Here is a 20,221-nt window from a genome sequence, read left to right as displayed (position 1 = left end):
ATTTTGTGGACATGGTTGGCGGAATTCAGCGCTATCGCGCGCTTGGGCGGCTCTCTAGACTTGCGCTTCTTGTTTAGAGAGAAAGAAACCATGACCCTGATAGCCCTGAATGCCGACGTATTGGTCACCATGGATGCGCAGCGCCGCGAGATCAAAGATGGCGCGCTGGTGGCGGACGGCCCAGCCCTGCTGTGGGTGGGCGCAACGGCCGAACTGCCGGCGCAGTACCGCCGCATGGCAGACGAGGGCCAGGCGCGCGTGCTGGACATGCGAGGCAAGGTCGTGACGCCGGGCCTGGTCAACACCCACCACCACATGTACCAGAGCCTGACGCGTGCCGTGCCGGCCGCTCAGGATGCCGAGCTGTTCTCGTGGCTGCAGAACCTCTACATGCTGTGGTCGCACCTGACGCCCGAGATGATCCATGTCTCGACCCAGACCGCCATGGCCGAACTCATGCTGTCGGGCTGTACCACGACCAGCGACCATCTGTACCTGTTTCCCAATGGCTCGCGCCTGGACGACTCCATCGCGGCTGCGCAGCAGATGGGCATGCGCTTTCACGCCGCGCGCGGCTCCATGAGCCTGGGCCGCAGCAAGGGCGGCTTGCCGCCCGATGTGGTAGTGGAGGAGGAAGAGGCCATTTTGCGCGACAGCCTGCGCTTGATCCAGCAGTACCACGACGGCTCGCGCCACTCCATGCTGCGCGTGGTGCTGGCGCCCTGCTCGCCGTTCTCGGTGACCCGCGATCTGATGCGCGAATCGGCGGTGCTGGCGCGTGCGCATGGCGTATCGCTGCACACCCATCTGGCCGAGAACGACAACGACGTGGCTTTCTCGCGGGAGAAGTTCGGCCTGACCCCGGCGCAATATGCCGAGGACCTGGGCTGGGTAGGGCGCGACGTCTGGCATGCGCATTGCGTCAAGCTCGATCCCGAAGGCATTGCGCTGTTTGCACGCACCGGCACCGGTGTGGCGCACTGCCCATGCTCCAACATGCGCCTGGCCTCTGGCATCGCGCCCATTCGCAGCATGCGCGATGCGGGCGTGCCCGTGGCCCTGGGTGTGGACGGCAGCGCATCGAACGACGGGGCCCACATGCTGGGCGAGGCGCGCCAGGCCATGCTGCTGCAGCGCGTGGGCTACGGCCCGGCGGCCATGAGTGCCCGCGAGGCGCTGGAAATTGCCACGCTGGGCGGTGCACGCGTGCTCAACCGCGACGACATCGGTGCGCTGGCTCCCGGCATGTCGGCCGACTTCGTGGCCTTCGACATGGAGGCTGTCGGCTATGCGGGCGCAGGCCATGACCCCGTGGCGGCGCTGGTGTTCTGCACGCCGGCCAATGTGTCCAGCAGCGTCATCAACGGCCGTGTGGTGGTCGAGGATGGACGCCTGCTGACCGCCGATCTGCCCATCGTGCTGGGCCAGCACCGCCATCTTGCGCGCAGCCTGTTCGAGCGGGCTGCAGCAGGGCATTGAGACTTTCCGATGACGGTCATCGTGGGGCCATTGCGATGGCCGGACATCGGTGTGAGAGAGATTCCAAGCCTTTGTGGCACTGGAAGAAAAGTGGGCTCGGGACTGGTGTCAGGTGACTTGGAGTGCCAGAAATTCTTTCTCGATTCCGGACAAGCTATACGGCGCCGCGCATGGGCTGTATCGGCAACGGCATATGAGAGCTCCCGGTTGCGTGCTTAGTCTTGTGGCCTTCGCGGGGAAGCCTATTCCCCGGCGATTGCATACCTAAAAAACAGGAGACAAGACCATGGAAAAACTGCTTTACGGGGTGGAAGACCGTCCGCCCAGCCTCATCACCACCACGCTGCTTTCGCTGCAGCACTTGCTCGCCGCGCTGGGCGGCATCATCGCCGTACCGCTGGTGTTCGGCGGTGCGCTCAAGCTGCCGGCCGACCAGATCGTGGCCCTGGTCAATGCGGCTTTGCTGGGCTCGGGCGTCGTCACCATCATCCAGTGCCGCGGCGTGGGACCTGTCGGCATACGCCTGCCTTGCGTGATGGGTACAAGCTTTGCCTTTGTCGGCGCGGGCATCAGCGTGGGGCTGGAGCATGGCGTTCCCGGCATCCTGGGCTCCTCACTGGTGGGCTCGCTGGTGATGATCATCGGCAGCTTTTTCATGCCGGTGATCCGTCGCTTCTTTCCGCATACCGTGACCAGCGTGGTCGTGACCATGATCGGGCTGTCGCTCACGCCCGTCGCCGTGGACTGGGCCGCAGGCGGCGTGGGCAGCGGCAGCTACGGCGCCGTGGGCAATCTGGCGATTGCGGGCTTTGTGCTGGCGCTGGTGATCGGCTTTGTGCAATGGGGCAAGGGCGTGATCTCTGCATCGGCCGTGGTGCTGGGGATTGCCTGCGGTTATCTGCTGTGCCTGGCCCTGGGTCTGATCGACTTCACCCAGGTGCGCGAGGCGCCGATCTTCGCGATTCCGCAGCCGTTGCATTTCGGTATGAGCTTTCCGGTATCGGGCATCGTTGCCATGTCCATCGCCTTTCTCGTGACCATTGTCGAGACCACCGGCACTTTCATGGCATTGGGCGCGGCAACGCAGACGCCGATCCGCGGCAAGCGCCTGGCCAGCGGCATGTTGTGTGACGGCGTGGGCTCGGCCTTTGCTGCCGTGATGTCGAGCCCGCCGGTTTCCACCTTCGCGCAGAACGTGGGCGTGGTTTCGCTCACCGGCGTGGCCAGCCGCCATGTGGTGATGCTGACCGGCGTGATGCTGCTGCTGGCCGGACTGTTCCCGGTGCTTGGCGCGCTGGTGGTGACGATTCCCCAGCCCGTGCTTGGCGGCGCGGGTCTGATGATGTTCGCCATGATCATTCTGGCCGGCATCCGCATGCTCAGCAGCGCAGAGCAGACGCGTCGCAGCGGCCTGATCATTGCGGTCTCGCTGGGCTGTGGTCTGGCCGTGACGGTGCGGCCCGATCTGCTCTCCAAGATGCCAGCCTTTGTACGCGAGGTCTTTGGTTCAGGCATCACCGTGGGGGCGCTGGTGGCCGTAGGCCTGAATCTGCTGCTGCCGGGGCGCGAGCTCGATGCGCATGAGGAAGAGCTGGAGCCGGCGACGGCTGCCGTGACCGCCACTTCTGCTGCGGCCTGACGCCTCAGTGCTGCCCGCTCACAGCGTCATCTTGCTGTCGATGATGACCTTGCGCCAGCGCGCAAGGTCCTTGACGATCAGATCGCCAAAGACCTTGGGCGTGCCGGGCATGGGCTGGGCGCCTTCACTTTGCAGACGTTCCAGAATGGCAGGGCTTTTGAGCGACGCGTTGATCTGCTGATTGATCCTGGCGACCACATCGGCAGGCATGTTGGCCGGGCCGACCACGCCATACCATTGGTCGGCCTCGAAGCCGGGCAGGCCTGCTTCGGCCACGGTGGGCACATTGGACAGCGCAGGGATGCGCTGCGGTGACGACACGGCAATCGCCTTGATCTGGCCTGCGCGGATCTGCGCAAGCACGGCGGGAATGCCGGTGAACAGGGCCTGCACCTGACCGGCCACCAGATCATTGACGGCGGGGGCCGTGCCCTTGTAGGGCACATGCTGCATCTTCAGCCCTGCTTGCAGACTCAGATAGGCCATGGTCATATGCGCGGCGCTGCCGTTGCCGCCCGAGCTGAAGTTCACCGCTCCGGGATTGGCCTTGGCATAGCTGATGAACGATGCCAGATCATGGACCGGCAGCGAAGGATGCACGACCAGCACATTGGGCACACGCGCAACCCAGGCCAGAGGCGTAAAGCTCTTGATCGGGTCGTAAGGCAGCTTGGGGTAGAGCGTGGGTGTGACGGCCAGCGTGCCCACATGGCCCATGAGCAGGGTGTAGCCATCTGCAACGGCCTTGGCCACGCGGTCGGCGCCAATGCTGCCGCCTGCGCCGGCAACGTTTTCCGGCACCACACTCTGGCCCCAGGCCAGGGTCAGCTCGTGACCGATAGCACGTCCAAGAATGTCGGCAGAGCCGCCGGGAGTGAACGGGATGACCAGGCGTATGGCCTTGGCGGGGTATTTGGCATCTTGCGCCAGGGCTGTCCCGGCCGGCCCTCCCAGTGCGGCTGCTGCAGCCCATTGGCTCCACTGGCGACGGGTCAGCGCCAGGGGCTCGTGCTCGGTGAAAGCGGTCATTGATGTCTCCTCTTGATGTTTTGCAGACAGTCTATGAGATGGCGCACAGCCTGGCTCTGGCGCTGCCGGCATAGCTGCTATGCAGCGACTGCGGGCAACGCCGGGCTCGCTACACTGCCGCCATGAGTACAAGTACAGACACCCCCGTGAATCGTCCCGATGTCACCATCTTCCACAACAACCGCTGCAGCAATTCGCGTGGCGCTCTGGCATTGCTGCGCGAGCGTGGCATCGAACCCAATATCGTGGATTACCTCGCCACACCACTGACTGCGCCAGAGCTGGCCGAGCTGGTGGCGCATCTGGGCGTGCCTGTGCGCGACTTGCTGCGCAGCAAGGAGGCCCAGTTCAAGGAGCTGGGTCTGGACAGCGCCGCTGTCGGCGATGTGCAGCTGATTCAGGCCGTGGCTGCGCATCCGGTGCTGCTCAATCGCCCCATCGTGGTCACGCCCAAGGGCGCCAGACTTTGCCGTCCGCCGGAGCTGGTACTGGAGCTGATCTGAGTGAGGCGAGTCTCAGGCGCAAGAGGCCTGGGTCACGGGGCGGCAAGCGGCGGTGGATGCCGATTCAGGTGCCTTGCTGAAAACCGAGAGCGCCTAAGTCTCGCCTAAGTGTGGATGGTCAAACTTCCCTTCAATGACACCGATCCGGTGCTTTTCTTTGAAAGGATGACCATGAACACAATTCTGTCCACGCCTCGCCGACTGGTGATGGCCCTGGTGGCTGCTGGTGCGATTGGCGCACTGGGCGCCACCGGTGCCGGTCTGGTGGGAACCCGCAGCGCAGCCCAGGCCACCGAGTCTGCAGTGGTTGTGCAGCCCGCAGCGCCTAACCTGCCTGCGGTGAATGCTCCCAATTTTGCGGATATCACGGCGCGTAATGGCGCGGCCGTGGTCAATATCAGCGTGGTGGGTTCCTCTCGTGCCATGAGCGACGATGAAGGCGACCAAGCCAGCGAACGTCAGCCACAGGGCCCAGGCATCAGCCCTGACGATCCCTTCTTTGAATTCTTCCGCCAGTTCGGCATTCCAGGCATGCCCGGTGGTCAAGGCATGGGGCCGCGTGCGCAGCAGCCCGATACACCCATGCGCGGACAGGGCTCGGGCTTTATCGTTTCCAGCGATGGCGTGATTCTGACCAATGCCCATGTGGTGCGCGGAGCCAAGGAAGTGACGGTCAAGCTCAACGACCGTCGCGAGTTCAGGGCCAAGGTGCTGGGAGCCGATCCCAAGACCGATGTGGCGGTACTCAAGATTGACGCCAGCGGTCTGCCCACGGTCAAGCTGGGCCAGACCAGCCAGCTGCGTGTGGGGGACTGGGTGCTGGCGATAGGCTCGCCCTTCGGATTTGAAAACAGCGTGACGGCCGGTGTGGTGAGTGCCAAGGGGCGTTCTCTGCCTGATGACTCCTTTGTGCCTTTTCTGCAGACGGACGTGGCAATCAACCCCGGCAACTCCGGTGGCCCGCTGTTCAATGCCCAGGGCGAGGTCGTGGGCATCAACAGCCAGATCTACACCCGCTCGGGCGGCTATCAGGGGGTTTCGTTTGCGATTCCCATCGAACTGGCAACCCGTGTGCAACAGCAGATTCAGACAACAGGCAAGGCACAGCATGCCAAGCTGGGCGTGAGCGTGCAGGAGGTCAACCAGGCCTTTGCCGACTCCTTCAAGCTGGACAAGCCGGAAGGTGCATTGGTGGCCAGTGTCGAGAAGAACGGCCCCGCCGCCAAGGCCGGTCTGGAGCCTGGTGATGTGGTGCGCAAGGTGGATGGCAAGCCTGTGGTCGGCTCCGGCGATCTGCCAGCCTTCATCGGCCAGGCCCTGCCCGGGCAGAAAGTGACACTGGAAGTCTGGCGCAAGGGTGAATCCAAGACCCTGAGCGCAACTCTGGGCGATGCCAGTGACAAGGCGGTGAAGGTGGCCAAGTCTTCACCCGATGGTGACAAGGGCAAGCTGGGTCTGGCGCTGCGCCCCCTGCAGCCCGAGGAGAAGCAGCAGATCGGCGTGGATTCCGGTCTGCTGGTGGCCCAGGCCAGCGGTCCGGCTGCTGCCGCAGGCATCAGCCAGGGCGATGTGCTGTTGTCCATCAACGGCGCGCCTGCCGGGAATGTCGACGAGGTGCGGGCCGCAGTCGCCAAGGCGGACAAGACCGTGGCCGTGCTGATCTGGCGCGATGGCAACAAGATCTTTGTGCCGGTGCGACTGGGTTGAATGGCGCCTTGACTACGCAGAAAACCGCAACCGCTCCGGTTGCGGTTTTTCTTTATCCGCTTTTTATTGATTTAAAACAAAAAACATCTAAATAAATGATTTTAAAGTGGATTTCCCCATGTTGTTGTCATGTTTCCAGAGGTAACGAGTTGCTGAGGATGTAATGCCATAGACTGCCGGCCAAACATTCATTCGCCTTTTCTGGCGCCATGCGGTGGCGATTCGGTGTGGCCGCAAACAAATCGTGACGGCCCTCGAAGCAGGCGCTGCGAAGGGGACATTCTTGGATCAGCAACACAGTCTGCAAGTGCAAGGCCTGGGCGCTTCATTCGGTCCACGAGTGGTTCTGGCCGAAGTGGATTTCACGCTGCCGCAATCAGGCGTAACCGCTTTGCTCGGTCCTGCGGGCACGGGCAAGTCCACGCTGCTGCGCACGCTGGCTGGACTGAATGCGAGCAATCCGCGCTTTCGCAGCTGGGGGCAGGTGGTCTATGCCGATCAGCCATTGCACATGCCTTTGAGCGCCGATGGCGAGCAGGTCTTGCCTCGCCTGGTGCAGCAGCATGCCAGGCTGATGCGCGCCAACACCCTGGATGCGCTGATCGAGAAGGCGCGCCAGAGCGAGCCACGTGCACCACTGCAATGGCGCCATTGGGTGAGCGAGCAACTGCAGCACTATGGCCTGGCCGAGCTGGCCCAGGTGCTGGACAAGCCCACCATGCTGTTGAGTGCGGTGCAGCAGCGTGCCGTGGCCATTTTGCGCGAGGCCTGGGCCAGGCCGGCAGTGTTGATGATCGATGAGCCCACGGCCGAGCTGGAGGGTTATGAGGCATTTTTGCTGCTGGACGTGATCAAGCAGATCGGTCAGCACCGCAGTGTGCTGCTGGTCACGCACCAGCAGCAGCATGCCCAGGCTGCTGCGCAGCAGATGCTGTTGCTCGCCGGTGGGCGTATCCAGGAAGCTGCGGCAATGGCGCAGTTCATTCAGCATCCGCTCAGCGCTGCCGGTCAGCAGTTTGTGCGCAGCGGCAGCTGCGCCGTCCCCATGCCGGGAACGCCTGTGCATGAGCTGGCCGACGATGTGCTGCCGCCGCCTCCCTTGCCTGCTGCAGCCCTGGTGGCCATTGCTGAATTTTCCGACCTGCGCATATCGTCTTCAGCCGTGAGCGAGGTCGTGGAACCCGTGCTGCCTGCGGCAAAGCCTGTATCGGCATCGGAGCCTGCGGCGCCTAGGCCGGTTGCGGCCGCAGGGCTAGCGGCATCTGGCACGACCGCTAGAGACCGTTATCAGCCTCGCCCCGTCAATGCGGCCGTGCTGATGGAAATGCAGCCATTGCTGGCCGCTGAAAATGCCGTGCCAGCCAGCCGTGGCCCGAGCGGATTTTCCTGGCTGGTGCCAGGGCGGCTGGCAGGTACGCCCTGGCCGGGCGTGGTGCACGACATGGACGCCGATCTCAAGGCCTTGGGTCGCTGTGGCGTCACCATGCTGATCACGCTGACGGAGAGAGATTTCCCGCAGGAGGCGCTGGCCCGCAACGGGCTCAGGAACTTTCACCTGCCTGTCTATGACCACGAGCCGCCCACGGTGGCACAGATGCAGATGCTGCTGGCGCGCATGTCTGCCGCCCTGCGTCGTGGCGAGGTGCTGGCCGTGCACTGTCTTGCCGGATTGGGTCGCACCGGCACCGTGCTGGCGGCCTGGCTGGTGCGCGAGGGCCTGACTGCCGAAGAGGCTTTGCGTCGTGTGCGATTGATTGACGCGCAGTACGTGCAGTCCGAGACACAGGAGGCGCTGCTATATGAATTCGAAAACGCATTGCTGCAGAAGATGGCGTGATGTTTTCAAGACCGCTTTGACATGTTCCTTGCCGACTGGGTAAGGGTGCATGACGCCAAAGATAAGCAATAGGAAAGAGAGAACCCAATGAGTTTGGATGCTGTGTTGACGCAGGCCGTGGCTTCGGTGCCTGAATGTCTGGCCGCTGGTTATGTGGATGCTGCCTCGGGCATGCTGCTATCGATTCGCACCGTGGATTCCCACCCGCGCGAAGTGATTGATCTGGTGGCGGCCGCCACGGCCGATCTGTTCAACGGCCCCAATGTCTCGATGATCGAGACCTTGTTCAAGCGTTCGCGCGGCATCAGCGATGATGGCCATCACTACTTTCAGGAAATCATCATCAACAGCGATAACCTGATTCATGTCTTTCTGCGCAGCAAGGCCGTGCCCGACTATGTGGCCGTCTTTGTCTGCCGCCGTACTGCCAATCTGGGCATGGCGTTGACCAAGGCGCGCATGGCCATGCCGGGCATCGAAGCTGCGGTGTAACCGGCAGCCCTTCATGTGAGGCGGCGGCTTGCCCGCTCAGGGCGAGGCTGCATCGCTTGCCACCTTTCGCCTTGCGGGCATGCAGGCGGCTTGCGATGCACCCTTTGTTTCTGGTACTGGGCATTCCCGCTTTAGCGGCGCTATCCTTGCGCCATGCGTTTACTGCTCGTTGAAGATGACACCATGATCGGCCAGGCCGTGCAGGCACTGCTGCGTGGCGAAGGCTATGTGGTGGACTGGGTTCAGGACGGAGCCCGGGCCGATATGGCCTTGCGCGGACATCAGTACGATCTGGTTCTGCTCGATCTGGGGCTGCCGGAAATGGACGGCCTGCAGGTGCTGCGTCAGCTGCGCGCGCGCAAGGACGCAACGCCCGTGCTGGTCGCCACGGCGCGTGATGGGGTGCGTGATCGCATTGCCGGCCTGGACGCAGGGGCCGATGACTATGTCATCAAACCCTATGACATGGATGAGCTGCTGGCCCGCATTCGTGCACTGGCACGCCGCGCGGCCGGGCATCTGGAGGCTGTGTACGAGCATGGCGGCATCATGCTGAACCCCAATACCCGCGAAGCCAGCGTGAATGGTCAGCCGGTCACCCTGTCAGGCCGTGAATGGGCGGTGCTGCAGGCATTGCTGGCAAGGCCCGGGGCCACGCTGTCGCGCCAGCAGCTCGAAGACAAGCTTTACGGTTGGGGCGATGAGGTCAGCAGCAATGCCGTGGAGGTCTATATCCACGGGCTGCGTAAAAAGCTCGGCGCCGCAGCGGTGCTCAATGTGCGCGGTCTTGGATATATGGTGCCCAGACCATGAGCAAAAACCATGCATTGAAGCGGCCGAGGCTGCCTGGTTCGCTGGGCGGACGCCTGTTGCTGTTCATCGGCATGGCGATTTTGCTGGTGGCTGTTCTGCAGGGGGCATTTGCATATCGCAATGCACTGGAGCAGACCGATACCTTGTTCGATTACCAGATGCAGCAGACGGCGTTTGCGCTGCGGGCGGGTCTGCCAGTCGATGTCAAAGGCCGGGCGCAGGGGGCACCGCCCGAAGATGAGAACAACGAATTCATCGTGCAGGTCTGGACCAATGAGGGCCTGAGAATCTTCGAGTCGGCCCTGGGCGAGGCTCTGCCCCAGATGGCCGTGCTGGGCTTTGCCGATGTGCCGGCGCGTGGCACCACCTATCGTGTGTTCTCGCTGCAGACACGCTCTCAGGTGATTCAGGTTGCCCAGGACATGCGCGTGCGTCAACTTCTGGCGCGCGCTGCGGCCTGGCGCAGCCTGCTGCCTGTGGTGTTGCTGCTGCCGCTGCTGGCTCTGGCCGTATGGTGGGTGATTCGGCGTTCGCTGACGCCCGTGCAGCGGGTGCGCAGGGAGTTGGCCCTGCGTCAGCCCCAGGATCTGGCGCCGGTTGCGGAGCATGATTTGCCGGATGAAATGCGCCCTTTGGTGCAGGAGTTCAACAGCTTGCTGCAGCGCGTTCGCGAGGCTTTTGAGACTCAGCAGAATTTCGTGGCAGACGCAGCACATGAGTTGCGCTCGCCGCTGGCCGCCTTGCAGCTGCAATTGCAGCTGCTGCGCAAAGCTACGGACAGCGTCGAGCGCGAGGCGGCACAGGCTCGCCTCGCGGAAGGCATCGAGCGCGCCAGGCGCCTGGTGGAGCAATTGCTGGCATTGGCCAGGCAGGAGGCCAAGCCGCAGGCCGAAGGCGCGCCGCTGGCTGACTTGCGCTTGCTGGTTGAACAGGCTCTGGTGGATGCCGCACCGGCAGCCCAGGCCAAAGGGCTGGACATGGGTTTGAGTGAGGAGCCGCAGCAGCAGTCCTCATTCAGCGTGCCTGCAGACGCGGAGGCGCTGGCAGTACTGCTGCGCAATCTGCTGGACAACGCGATCAAGTACGTGCCTGCAGGCGGGCGTGTCGACGTGGGCTGGCTGCAGGACGAGCAAGGGCGGGCGCTGGTGGTGGAGGATTCGGGCGCGGGCATCGCCGCGGCCGAGCGCGAGCGCGTTCTGCAGCGCTTTGTGCGTGGTCAGGGTGCTGGTGGGATGGCCGGCGGCAGTGGACTGGGGCTGGCAATTGTGCAGAGCATTGCAAAAAGCAGTGGTGCTGAGCTTTTGCTTGACGAGTCACCGCAACTGGGCGGCCTGCGTGTCCGGGTCCTGTGGCCTCAGGCCTAGTCCGACAATCGATTGCTTGAAATGACAGGCGCTGAAATCCGGCTTTCATTGCATGATTGGCGAATTGTCTGAGCCGCATGCAAGCGATGATGTCGAGACTTCAGACCTTGTTTGAGCAGCCGCACTTGTCGTGTGTTCCTTCCCTCCAATTGCACCATGCCATCAATTATTCAGCGCCTTTCCCAGACCGTATCCAATTCTCAGAATCTGCCCAGCTTCACGCGGCCTCTGCTGGAAATCATGGTGGAAGTGACGGATCTCGATTCGGCCTATCTCACCACGGTGGATGAGGCACGCGGTATTCAGAATGTGCTGTACTCCCTCAATACGGGAGGGATGACGATTCCTGAAGGACTGGAGGTTCCCTGGCACGACACCTTGTGCAAGCGCTCGCTCGATGAAGGGCGTACCTTTACGGACAATGTTGGCGAGTGCTGGGGCGACTCGGATGCCGCGCGCCAACTGGGCATCCAGACCTATGTGAGCACGCCCGTGCGCTTTTCCAATGGGGCATTGTTCGGCACTTTGTGTGCCGCCAGCGATCACTCCGTCGCGCTGGCGGGCGAGGCCGAGGATTTGCTGCGCCTGTTCGCCAAGATCATTGCAGGCTTTGCCGAGCGCGAGCAACTGGTGCGCTCGCTGCAGCATGCCAACGAGGAGCTGGCTTCGCTCGCCATGCTTGATGCCCTGACCGGATTGCCCAATCGCCGCTGCGTGACCGAGGAGCTCAACCGGCTCATCGCCCATTGCCGACGTACCCGTGAATGGGTGCTGGTGGGATTCGTGGATCTTGATCGCTTCAAGCAGATCAATGACCAGTTTGGTCATGAAGCCGGGGATGCGTTGCTGCGTTCCATGGCCGAGCAATTGCGAGCCGGCCTGCGCAGCAGTGACATGCTGGCTCGCTTTGGCGGCGATGAATTCGTCATGGTCGGCACAGGGCCCTTGCTCGATGAAGACGGTGACAGCGTGATCAGGGAGATGCAGCTGAGGCTGAGCAAGGCCTCTGCCACCAGCTTGCAACTGTCCGACGGGCGCAAGATCGACTATGCCGGAGCCAGCGTGGGCATGGTCTGCTTGATGCCCGATGAAACCGATGTGGACGATGCCCTGCAGAAAGCCGATGCCGCGATGTACAAGGTGAAAGCCACGCGGCAGAGACTGCCCGAGGCGATCTGAGCCGAGAGACTCCCACGGGAGTCTTTTTTCATGGCGTCGGGACAGCCCATCGATCCTGCGCAAGAGGGCATGCGCACAGGCCTGTCGTCTCGGTAATAATTGTTGGCGGAGGTATCGTTTGTGAAAAATTCTCTCGCTGAAGGTCTGGACTTCGAGGATATGTTCAACCTGGCCCCGGTATCGCTCTGGATGGAGGATTACAGCGGCCTCAGACAGATATTCGATCAGTGGCGAGCGGATGGGGTAAGCGATCTGCTGAGCTTCCTCAGAGAGGATCCGGAGCGGCTCAAGCTGTGCAGTCAGTCCTACAAGGTGCTGCGGGTCAACCAATACACGCTGGATCTGTTCAAGGCCGCAGACGAGCAAACCCTGAAGAGCCGGCTGAGCGAAGTCTTTCGCGGCGACATGCTCGACAGCATCATGAATGAGCTGCTCGCCCTCTGGGACGGGGTGCTGAGTTTCGAGACCCGTTCGGTCAACTATGCACTGGATGGGCGGCGACTCGATGTGCAGGTGAGGGCACGTGTGCTGCCGGGCTACGAGCAAAGCTGGAGCCGGGTGCTGGTCTCCCTGGAGGATGTGACGGCCGAAGTGCAGAGCACGACGCGGCTGCAGAGCAGCGAGCAGTACGCCCGTGACCTGTTCGAGTACTCACCGGTGTCGCTGTGGGTCGAGGACTTCAGCGTGGTCAAGCGCCTGATGGACGATGTCCGGGCGCGCGGGATCACCGATTTCAGGACCTTTCTGAAGGTGCACCCGGAGTTCGTGACGCGCTGCATGCAGGAAATCCAGGTCCTTGATGTGAATCGCCAGACGCTGCAGATGTTCGGTGCCGAGAGCAAGCAGCAGCTGCTGCAGAACCTGTCCAGGGTTTTCAGGGGCGAAATGTATGACTCGTTTGCCGAGCAACTGATAGACCTTTGGGACGGCAAGCTGGTGCAGCAGCGGGAAGTGGTGAACTACGGGCTGGCCGGTGATGTGCTCCATATTCACATGGAGTTCGCCATCATGAGCAGCCACGCGGAAAAATGGGGCTTGGTGCTGCTGTCACTGGTGGATATCACGGCGCGCAAGAAGGCAGAGGCTTATCTTGAATATCTGGGCAAGCATGATGTACTGACACAGTTGCGCAACCGTGCTTTTTATACCGAAGAACTGAACCGGCTGTCGCGCAAGGGCCCCTGGCCCTTGTCCATGATCGCCATAGATATGAATGGCCTCAAGGTCGTCAACGACGAACATGGCCATACGGCAGGCGATGCCATGCTCAGGCGTATGGGAGAGGTTCTGACCAAGGCCGTCGATGCGCCGGCCTGTGCAGCCCGTATCGGCGGCGACGAGTTTGTCGTGCTCCTGCCGGGAACCGATGAGCGCGGTGCCATGGCATTGCAGGAGCGCATCTTGTCCTTGCTGGAGTTGAACAATCAGTTCTATCCGGGCCACAGTATTCAGGTCTCGATGGGCCATGCCTGCGGCCAGGAGGGCACCTCTATAGAGAGCATTGTTCAGGGGGCCGACAAGGCGATGTATGCTGAAAAGGCGCGCCTGTATCGGGACAAGGAGCGCGACAGGCGTGTGAGCCCTGCCTGAATCAGGTTGGGGGTGGCGCGGTCCAGATCGCTCGGCAGACGTTGGAACTGGCATCGACCGGCTGCCTCAGTCCTGCTTTGAAATGTCAGGGGAGAAATCTATGAGAGTCACTGGATCCGCCTTGTTCATCGCCATCGCTGTCAGTGCCTGCAGTGCTGTGCCACCTCGGGATGCGGAGCGTGAAGTGGCCTTCGCCTGTAGCAATGGAGAATCGATCTCGGTGCGCTTTTTGCCGGCCAGCAGCAAGGCAGTCCTGATACGTGGCGGTCAAAGCGTTGAGTTGTCGCAGCAACCCAGCGGTTCCGGGTTTGTATACAGCAACGGGCCCAACACCATTCGAGGCAAAGGGCCGGAGCTGACGGTGGAGATCGGCCGCATGGTGCCGATTCAATGCAAGGCCCGTTGATACCGCGCTTGCCTGTCATCACTCCATTCCGGTCTATGTGCTGGGTAGAGGGTACAGACCTATGGCCGCACCGTCTCTGATGCGCAGGCCGGGTGAAGGGCCGGCCTTTTTCGCGAATCTGATCGCCTTATGCTGTCAGCTGCTTTTGCAACTCCTCGATAAAGCGTTGCGTGCGCTCCGAAGGCGCGGAATGCCCTGGCAGCGCCAGCACGACTTCTACGGAGCATTCGGGCAGAAAGGGCTTGATGCAGAGGCTTGAGGCAAACGTTGCCGCCACATAGGGATTCACCACACCCAATCCCGTACCTTGCGCAGCTAGGCAGCAGATGGTGGAGGAGTAGGTGGTTTCGACGGTTGAGCCTGGACGGACGTCATGCTCGAGCATGGTTCGCTGAAGCTGCAGGTAGATGTTGTCGTCCGAATTCAAGGTCAGCAGCAGCTGGCCCTCCAGATCTTTGACATGCAGGCTGCTGCGCTGCGCCAGCGGATGATCTGGATGCATCACGCACACTGCCCGCGTCTGATGCAGCACGCTTGCGTTGAGTTCGGGCGAGCCAATGGCCATGGTGCTGACCACCAGATCGAACTGGCCGTGCAGCAGCCCTTCCCGAAGATGCGTGGTGCCTAGCGTCTGCAGGCTGATGTGGGTGCCCGGGTAGTAGGGCAGAAAGTTGTGCAGTGCAGCAGGAACAATGGACAAACCCAGTGCCGGAGTGCAGCCTATGCGCAAGGTACCGGCACCGAATTGCCGCAGTCCCTGCAGGTCGTGCTCTATGCGCTCCAGACCGACGAAGTGCTGCTGCACGGTCGAGAACAGTTCCCTTGCCTCTGCGGTCGGGCGCAGCCGTCCTTTGTGCATATCAAACAGCTTCAGGCCCGCACCTGTCTGCATCTGAGCCAGCAGGCGGCTGATGGACGGCTGCGTGGTGTGCAGCAACTGGGCCGCAGCGGTCGTGGTGCCGGTTTGCATCACGGCACGAAAGGCTTCGATTTCCTTAAAACTCAAAGGGCGTGGCATGGCGCAGGCGGTTCGATGGTGAGATGAAAGGGTATACCAACTGCGTATAGGTAGGTTTGAAAAATGAATTTTTCTGAGTAGGGCTGGCTTTCTACACTGACTTCCAACGAAACAATGCATGCGCTTTCAGGCATCGAGAGCGCAGAAATAAATCCAAGGAGTCATTAGATGGTTTGCATTAGCGCTCGTCGCTCTCTGTGTCTGGGTGTGCTGGCTGCCGCAACGCTGGCAGGCGTCGGTTCTGCCTGGGCTGAAGGAAGCTCTGCATATCCCAATCCTGCTCGTCAGATTCGCATCATCGTGCCGTTCACTGCAGGTGGCAGCTCGGACGTGCAAGCCCGCATGCTCGCCGACAGGCTGGGTCGCCTGTGGAACCAGCCGGTGGTGGTGGAAAACAAGCCCGGGGCGGGCGGTCATCTGGGCGGGAAATATGTGTCCGACCAGCCCGCAGATGGCTATACGCTGATGGTGGGGTCCATAGGGCTGCATGCTGCTTACGCGGTCTACAAAAAACTGCCTTACGACCCCGCCAAGGAGCTGCGCGTTGTCACCGTGCTGGCAGAGATGCCTCATGTGGTGGTGGCAACCCCCAATCTGCCAGTGAGAAATCTGCAGGAACTGACCGCGCTTGCCAAGCAGGAGCCAGGCAGCATCAACTTTGGCTCTGCCGGCGTGGGCTCGTCGGTTCACATGATGGGGGAGCTGTACAAGCTGCAGTCCGGTGCGCCTATTGTTCATGTTCCTTATCGTGGCAGTTCTGCCGCGCTCAACGATCTGCTGGGTGGCCAGATCCAGCTGATGTTCGAGAACCCTCCGACGGTGCTGGCGCATGTCAAGGGCGGCAAGCTCAAGGCGCTGGCGGTGACCGGCAATGAACGCCTGGCGGCATTGCCGGAGGTGCCGACGGCCAGCGAGGCCGGAATGAAGGACTATGTGGCCACGTCATGGACAACGGTCGCCGTGTCTTCCAAGGTGCCTCAGGCCGTGGTGCAGAAGCTCAGCGAAGACATCCGCAAGGTGGTCAATACGCCCGAGTTCCGCAAGGGGCTGCAAGAGCAGGGGATGAGTGCCGTGGCCAATACCTTGCCAGAAGCGCAGAGCTTTGTGGCCAGGGAAAAACAGCGCTGGGATCAGGTGATCGCCGCCGGAAAGATCACGGCGAACTGACCAGAGCCGGGCCTCTGTGCCGGACCGGAACCGCTTTCGAGTCGCAGCCCGACGCTGCGACGCTACTGCTTGACATCCAATGACTACTTCCTTTGACTCTTCCTTTGTTCCCTGCCGCCGCGTGGGCAGCAGCAGCCTGCATCACTTCTTCGGCTATTACAACAAGTCCAACTGGGACAGAAGCAATAGCCTGCTCGCGGCGCAGCAGACCCCCTGGATGGACATCTATCTGACGCCGCAGGTCAAGGCCACGATCGGCTATTTCGACACCCAGGACGGCGACCGCTTTCACGTCGTGGGCGAGACCGGCGCCTGGAATTTCCAGATGGGCAGTCAGCTGCAATGGCTGGACGGTGCCTCGGGCAGAAAGTTGATCTATAACGATCGCACGGGCGATATGTCCGCTCCTTACCCGGGCTTTGGCGCCGTGGTGGTGGATGTGGATACGCAAGAGCGCCGTGTTCTGCCCATGCCTGTGTACGTGGTGGCACCCAGCAGTGCCTGGGCACTGTCGGTCAACTACCGGCGTCTTTACATCACGCACGAGACCATTGGCTACAGCGAGCCGGGCCAGCCGTTTGAGTTGCCTCTGGCACCCGCCGACGACGGTATCTGGCGCATGGAGCTGGCGACAGGCGATGCCCGGCTGCTGGTCAGCTATGCGCAACTCAAGGCATTCCATCCTGTGGCGTCGATGGAAAAGGCCATTCATTGGGTGAGTCATATCGAGGTCAACCCGGCCTCCTCACGCATGCTTTTTCTGCATCGCTGGACAGAGCGTGTGAAAGATGAGACCTGCTTTCTGCACCGCCTGATCACCATGAATCCGGACGGATCCGAGATGCGCTTGCTGGAGTGCTCCGATCATCCGCTGCCGCAACTGGCCGACGACTTCGACCCCGATGCCGTAGGCACGTTTGACTATGAAAAGTCGGAGTACCAGATCTCTCACCCCCTGTGGCAGGACAACGAGCACATCATCGTCTGGGGGCCGCATGCCGGCGAGATCCACTACCACCTCTATCACGATGTCGACGAAGGCGAGGTGCAGGTGATCGGCCGCGATGTGCTGGTGGAGAACGGCCATATGACCTTCTCTCCTGTCAGCACCCGCTGGATGCTCAGTGATACCTATCCCGACGACAGCACGCACGAGCGCTTTCTGTTCCTGTTCGACATGCAGACCGGCCAGCGTCGCAATCTGGGGAGCTTTTATGCCACTCCCGAGCTGAGCAAGGAAAACCGCTGTGACCTGCACCCACGCTGGAGTCGGGATGGCAAGCAGGTCTGCATTGACTCGGTGCACGAGGGGCAGCGCCAGATGTATGTGCTGGATGTCTCGTCGATTGTGGGCGCCGCCTGAAGATTGCAAGCAGCTCTACGGTGATGAAGTTCTGGTGATCCGAGCTGCACTGTGCCTCGAGGGAGTGGAAATTCTGGCAGCCTGGTGGCTGCGTCTGCAGGAGAGATCTGAGGCGAAGAAGCCCTGGGCGTAGAGGGCTGTCCTGCAATTTTTGGTGGAACAGAGCAAGTGCGGCTGTGTTCCATGTGCTGGCGTTGCTCTCGGTGACTGCAGACTTTGTCCTCGGCGTGTACGAGTGCCCGGGCGACTGGGCTAGAATTTCTGCATCGGGAAAGCAGCCTCCCGTCCCGCAAGGGTAGACGGTGTCCCGTCCAAGAGCTGGATATTCCCTATGGAGCTTTTATGGACACCGCTTTGCCCAGGCCCACCGATCCGGTTGCGCCCACCTCTCTTGCGCTATCAGAAGCGCTGCGTTTTTGGTTGAAGCTGGGCTTCATCAGCTTTGGCGGCCCCGCAGGTCAAATAGCACTCATGCATGAGGAGCTGGTAGATCGGCGTCGATGGATTTCCGAGAAGCGATTTCTCCATGCCCTGAACTACTGCATGCTGCTGCCGGGGCCCGAGGCTCAGCAGCTTGCCACTTACCTGGGGTGGTTGCTGCACCGGACATGGGGCGGCATTCTGGCAGGGGTTCTCTTTGTCCTGCCATCGTTGTTCATCATCATGGCTCTGGCCTGGCTGTATATGGTCCATGGCGACATGCCGCTGATTGCGGGCTTCTTCTACGGCATCAAACCTGCGGTGACGGCGCTTGTGGCACAGGCCGCCTGCCGGTTGGGCTCCAGATCGCTCAAGAGCAGCTGGCACTGGGGCATTGCGGCAGCTGCCTTTCTCGCCATATTCACACTCAATATTCCGTTTCCGCTCATCGTCATCGCGGCTGCAGCCATCGGCTTCGTAGGGGGTAAATTGCATCCCGAAGCCTTTGGTGGCTCCAGCCATGAAAAAGGCAATGCGTATCGGTCACTCGGTGCTGCATTGATCGATGACGACACTCCCACTCCGCCGCATGCGCGATTTTCCTGGCGAGGATTCTGGCGGGTATCGCTGGTCTGCCTGACGCTGTGGGCCAGCGTGATGGGCGTGCTCGCCACGGCGTTTGGTCTGGAGTCTCCTTTGGTGCAAATGGGGTGGTTCTTCACCAAGGCTGCGCTGATGACCTTTGGGGGCGCATATGCGGTGCTGCCCTATGTCTACCAGGGGGCGGTGGAGCACTTCCATTGGTTGACTGCAACACAAATGATCGATGGCCTAGCTTTGGGAGAGACCACTCCAGGTCCTCTCATCATGGTGGTGTCCTTTGTGGCCTTTGTAGGTGGCTGGACCAAAGCGATCTTCGGTGCGGATTCGCTGCTGCTGGCCGGAGTCGTCGCAGCAGTGATCGCGACCTTCTTCACTTTTCTGCCGTCGTTCTTTTTCATTTTGCTGGGCGCTCCCTTCATCGAGTCCACCCACGGCAAGCTGAAGTTCACTGCGCCATTGGTCGGTATCACCGCTGCGGTGGTGGGAGTCATCCTGAATCTGGCCGTCTTCTTTGCCTACCATGTCATTTGGCCCCGAGGCTTTGCAGGGCACATGGAGTGGCCCTCGATTGCCATCGGGCTGGCAGCGGGCATCGCCTTGCTCCGCTTCAAGATCAATGTCATCTACGTCATCATCGCGGCCGGGATGATGGGGCTGCTTGTTCAATTGTGGAGATAGGCCAAGACCTCGCACTGGGCGAAGTCATGGGCGTTCAGCGACTGCCACTGGCCGGGAGCTCTGGTTAAACTTGACCTCCCGTACCATCCACCAGGCGCCAGTCTCCTTGCCACGAGCCGCGCTGGCGCCCATGCCGCATAGGTCCAGGTGATGCCTTCCGTCAAATCCGTCATCCCGCTCGAACGGGCTCCGACCCTGTTCAAGAGTGCCAAAGCCTTCGAGGTCTGGCTGAAGAAGAATCACGCTGCTTCCGGCGGACTCTGGCTCAGGATCGCCAAGCGAGGTGCCAATGAGCCCAGCGTCACCTATCCCGAGGCGGTGGAGGTTGCGCTGTGCTGGGGCTGGATCGATGGACAGAAGAAAAGCCTTGACGACCAGCACTATCTTCAGCGCTTCACGCCCAGGCGCGCGCGCAGCGTCTGGTCAAAGATCAATGTCGAGAAGGTGCAGGCTCTTATTGAAGCGGGTCGAATGCAGCCAGCGGGTCAGGCTCAGATAGATGCAGCGAAGGCTGACGGACGCTGGGAGCGGGCCTACGATGGGGCGCGTACGTCGACGGTCCCTGAAGATCTGCAAGCGGCGCTGGAGGCAGAGCCTGCAGCCAAGGCCTTTTTTGCAACCATCAATGCCTCCAATCGCTACGCGATACTGTGGCGTATCCAGACAGCCGCCAAGGCCGAGACACGTGCCAGGCGCATCGAGCAGCTGGTGGCGATGCTTGCCCGCGGTGAGACCATCCATATCTTCAAACCCCGTCCCAAGGCCTGATGGCGCAACACGCGTGCGCCCTTGTTTTGGGCATTGAGCTGCCCGTGCTCGGGCGGCGGTGGCCAAGCCTCCGAGTCATGCGCCAAGGCTGCGGCAGAGCTGACAAGAATGTCATCGCGCTGTCCCGATTTTGATGGGCTCCGATCTCTAGCATCAACACATCTTC

At 61.5% G+C, this 20,221-nt stretch carries 17 protein-coding genes; 15 read left to right on the top strand and 2 right to left on the bottom strand.

Going from position 1 to position 20,221, the window contains the following annotated elements; translation table 11 throughout:
* Positions 1–90 precede the first annotated feature (90 nt).
* Positions 91–1,479 carry an 8-oxoguanine deaminase gene (locus FSY59_RS18720; RefSeq protein ID WP_003051548.1) on the top strand — a complete coding sequence of 463 codons (1,389 nt, stop codon included), beginning with the start codon at positions 91–93 and terminating at the stop codon, positions 1,477–1,479.
* A 286-nt stretch (positions 1,480–1,765) separates the two neighbouring features.
* Complete coding sequence (locus tag FSY59_RS18715; RefSeq protein WP_003051551.1) at positions 1,766–3,118, top strand: nucleobase:cation symporter-2 family protein; 1,353 nt, start codon at positions 1,766–1,768, stop codon at positions 3,116–3,118.
* Positions 3,119–3,136: 18 nt separating this feature from the next.
* Here FSY59_RS18715 and FSY59_RS18710 read toward each other — a convergent pair whose 3' ends face one another.
* Entirely contained in the window at positions 3,137–4,147 is a 1,011-nt protein-coding gene (locus tag FSY59_RS18710) for a tripartite tricarboxylate transporter substrate binding protein (protein WP_148729050.1), read from the bottom strand.
* Between the two features lie 122 nt (positions 4,148–4,269).
* Here FSY59_RS18710 and arsC point away from each other — a divergent pair, with 122 nt between their 5' ends.
* The 9 genes from arsC (at position 4,270) to FSY59_RS18665 (ending at position 14,038) form a co-directional block, all read left to right on the top strand.
* On the top strand, positions 4,270–4,650 hold the full coding sequence (gene arsC / locus FSY59_RS18705) for an arsenate reductase (glutaredoxin) (RefSeq protein ID WP_003051556.1): 381 nt from the start codon (positions 4,270–4,272) through the stop codon (positions 4,648–4,650).
* Between the two features lie 171 nt (positions 4,651–4,821).
* Positions 4,822–6,357 (top strand): Do family serine endopeptidase, encoded by a 1,536-nt coding sequence (locus FSY59_RS18700; protein WP_029158496.1) that lies wholly within the window; start codon positions 4,822–4,824, stop codon positions 6,355–6,357.
* A 283-nt stretch (positions 6,358–6,640) separates the two neighbouring features.
* Positions 6,641–8,194: an ATP-binding cassette domain-containing protein gene (locus tag FSY59_RS18695; protein WP_003051559.1), complete on the top strand. Its 1,554-nt coding sequence runs from the start codon at positions 6,641–6,643 to the stop codon at positions 8,192–8,194.
* A gap of 87 nt (positions 8,195–8,281) precedes the next feature.
* Positions 8,282–8,686: a hypothetical protein gene (locus tag FSY59_RS18690; protein ID WP_003051562.1), complete on the top strand. Its 405-nt coding sequence runs from the start codon at positions 8,282–8,284 to the stop codon at positions 8,684–8,686.
* 153 nt (positions 8,687–8,839) lie between these two features.
* Positions 8,840–9,499, top strand: a complete 660-nt coding sequence (locus FSY59_RS18685; RefSeq protein WP_148729049.1) for a response regulator transcription factor — start codon at positions 8,840–8,842, stop codon at positions 9,497–9,499.
* Positions 9,496–10,863 carry an ATP-binding protein gene (locus FSY59_RS18680; RefSeq protein WP_003051568.1) on the top strand — a complete coding sequence of 456 codons (1,368 nt, stop codon included), beginning with the start codon at positions 9,496–9,498 and terminating at the stop codon, positions 10,861–10,863. Before FSY59_RS18685 ends, FSY59_RS18680 begins: the two co-directional genes overlap by 4 nt.
* Before the next feature lie 156 nt (positions 10,864–11,019).
* A complete protein-coding gene (locus FSY59_RS18675; RefSeq protein ID WP_003051571.1) occupies positions 11,020–12,042 on the top strand; it encodes a sensor domain-containing diguanylate cyclase in 1,023 nt (340 codons plus the stop codon).
* 120 nt (positions 12,043–12,162) lie between these two features.
* On the top strand, positions 12,163–13,632 hold the full coding sequence (locus tag FSY59_RS18670) for a GGDEF domain-containing protein (protein ID WP_003051574.1): 1,470 nt from the start codon (positions 12,163–12,165) through the stop codon (positions 13,630–13,632).
* A 121-nt stretch (positions 13,633–13,753) separates the two neighbouring features.
* Positions 13,754–14,038 carry an MliC family protein gene (locus tag FSY59_RS18665; protein WP_235214211.1) on the top strand — a complete coding sequence of 95 codons (285 nt, stop codon included), beginning with the start codon at positions 13,754–13,756 and terminating at the stop codon, positions 14,036–14,038.
* A gap of 127 nt (positions 14,039–14,165) precedes the next feature.
* Here FSY59_RS18665 and FSY59_RS18660 read toward each other — a convergent pair whose 3' ends face one another.
* Positions 14,166–15,056 (bottom strand): LysR family transcriptional regulator, encoded by an 891-nt coding sequence (locus tag FSY59_RS18660; RefSeq protein WP_003051580.1) that lies wholly within the window; start codon positions 15,054–15,056, stop codon positions 14,166–14,168.
* A 168-nt stretch (positions 15,057–15,224) separates the two neighbouring features.
* Between FSY59_RS18660 and FSY59_RS18655 the strand changes: the two genes are divergently transcribed.
* The 4 genes from FSY59_RS18655 to FSY59_RS18640 all read left to right on the top strand — a co-directional run bounded on the left by FSY59_RS18655 (position 15,225) and on the right by FSY59_RS18640 (position 20,055).
* Positions 15,225–16,223 carry a tripartite tricarboxylate transporter substrate binding protein gene (locus FSY59_RS18655; protein ID WP_050872428.1) on the top strand — a complete coding sequence of 333 codons (999 nt, stop codon included), beginning with the start codon at positions 15,225–15,227 and terminating at the stop codon, positions 16,221–16,223.
* A gap of 79 nt (positions 16,224–16,302) precedes the next feature.
* Complete coding sequence (locus FSY59_RS18650; protein WP_148729048.1) at positions 16,303–17,586, top strand: hypothetical protein; 1,284 nt, start codon at positions 16,303–16,305, stop codon at positions 17,584–17,586.
* Positions 17,587–17,928: 342 nt separating this feature from the next.
* A complete protein-coding gene (gene chrA / locus FSY59_RS18645; RefSeq protein WP_148729251.1) occupies positions 17,929–19,287 on the top strand; it encodes a chromate efflux transporter in 1,359 nt (452 codons plus the stop codon).
* A 150-nt stretch (positions 19,288–19,437) separates the two neighbouring features.
* On the top strand, positions 19,438–20,055 hold the full coding sequence (locus FSY59_RS18640; RefSeq protein ID WP_050872424.1) for a YdeI family protein: 618 nt from the start codon (positions 19,438–19,440) through the stop codon (positions 20,053–20,055).
* The last annotated feature ends 166 nt before the right edge of the window (positions 20,056–20,221 follow it).

It is taken from the genome of Comamonas sp. Z3, from assembly GCF_008121565.1.
Taxonomy (GTDB): Bacteria; Pseudomonadota; Gammaproteobacteria; order Burkholderiales; family Burkholderiaceae_C; genus Comamonas; species Comamonas brasiliensis.
Note: the sequence above shows the minus strand (reverse complement) of the source record. Positions and strands in the feature narration are given on the sequence as shown.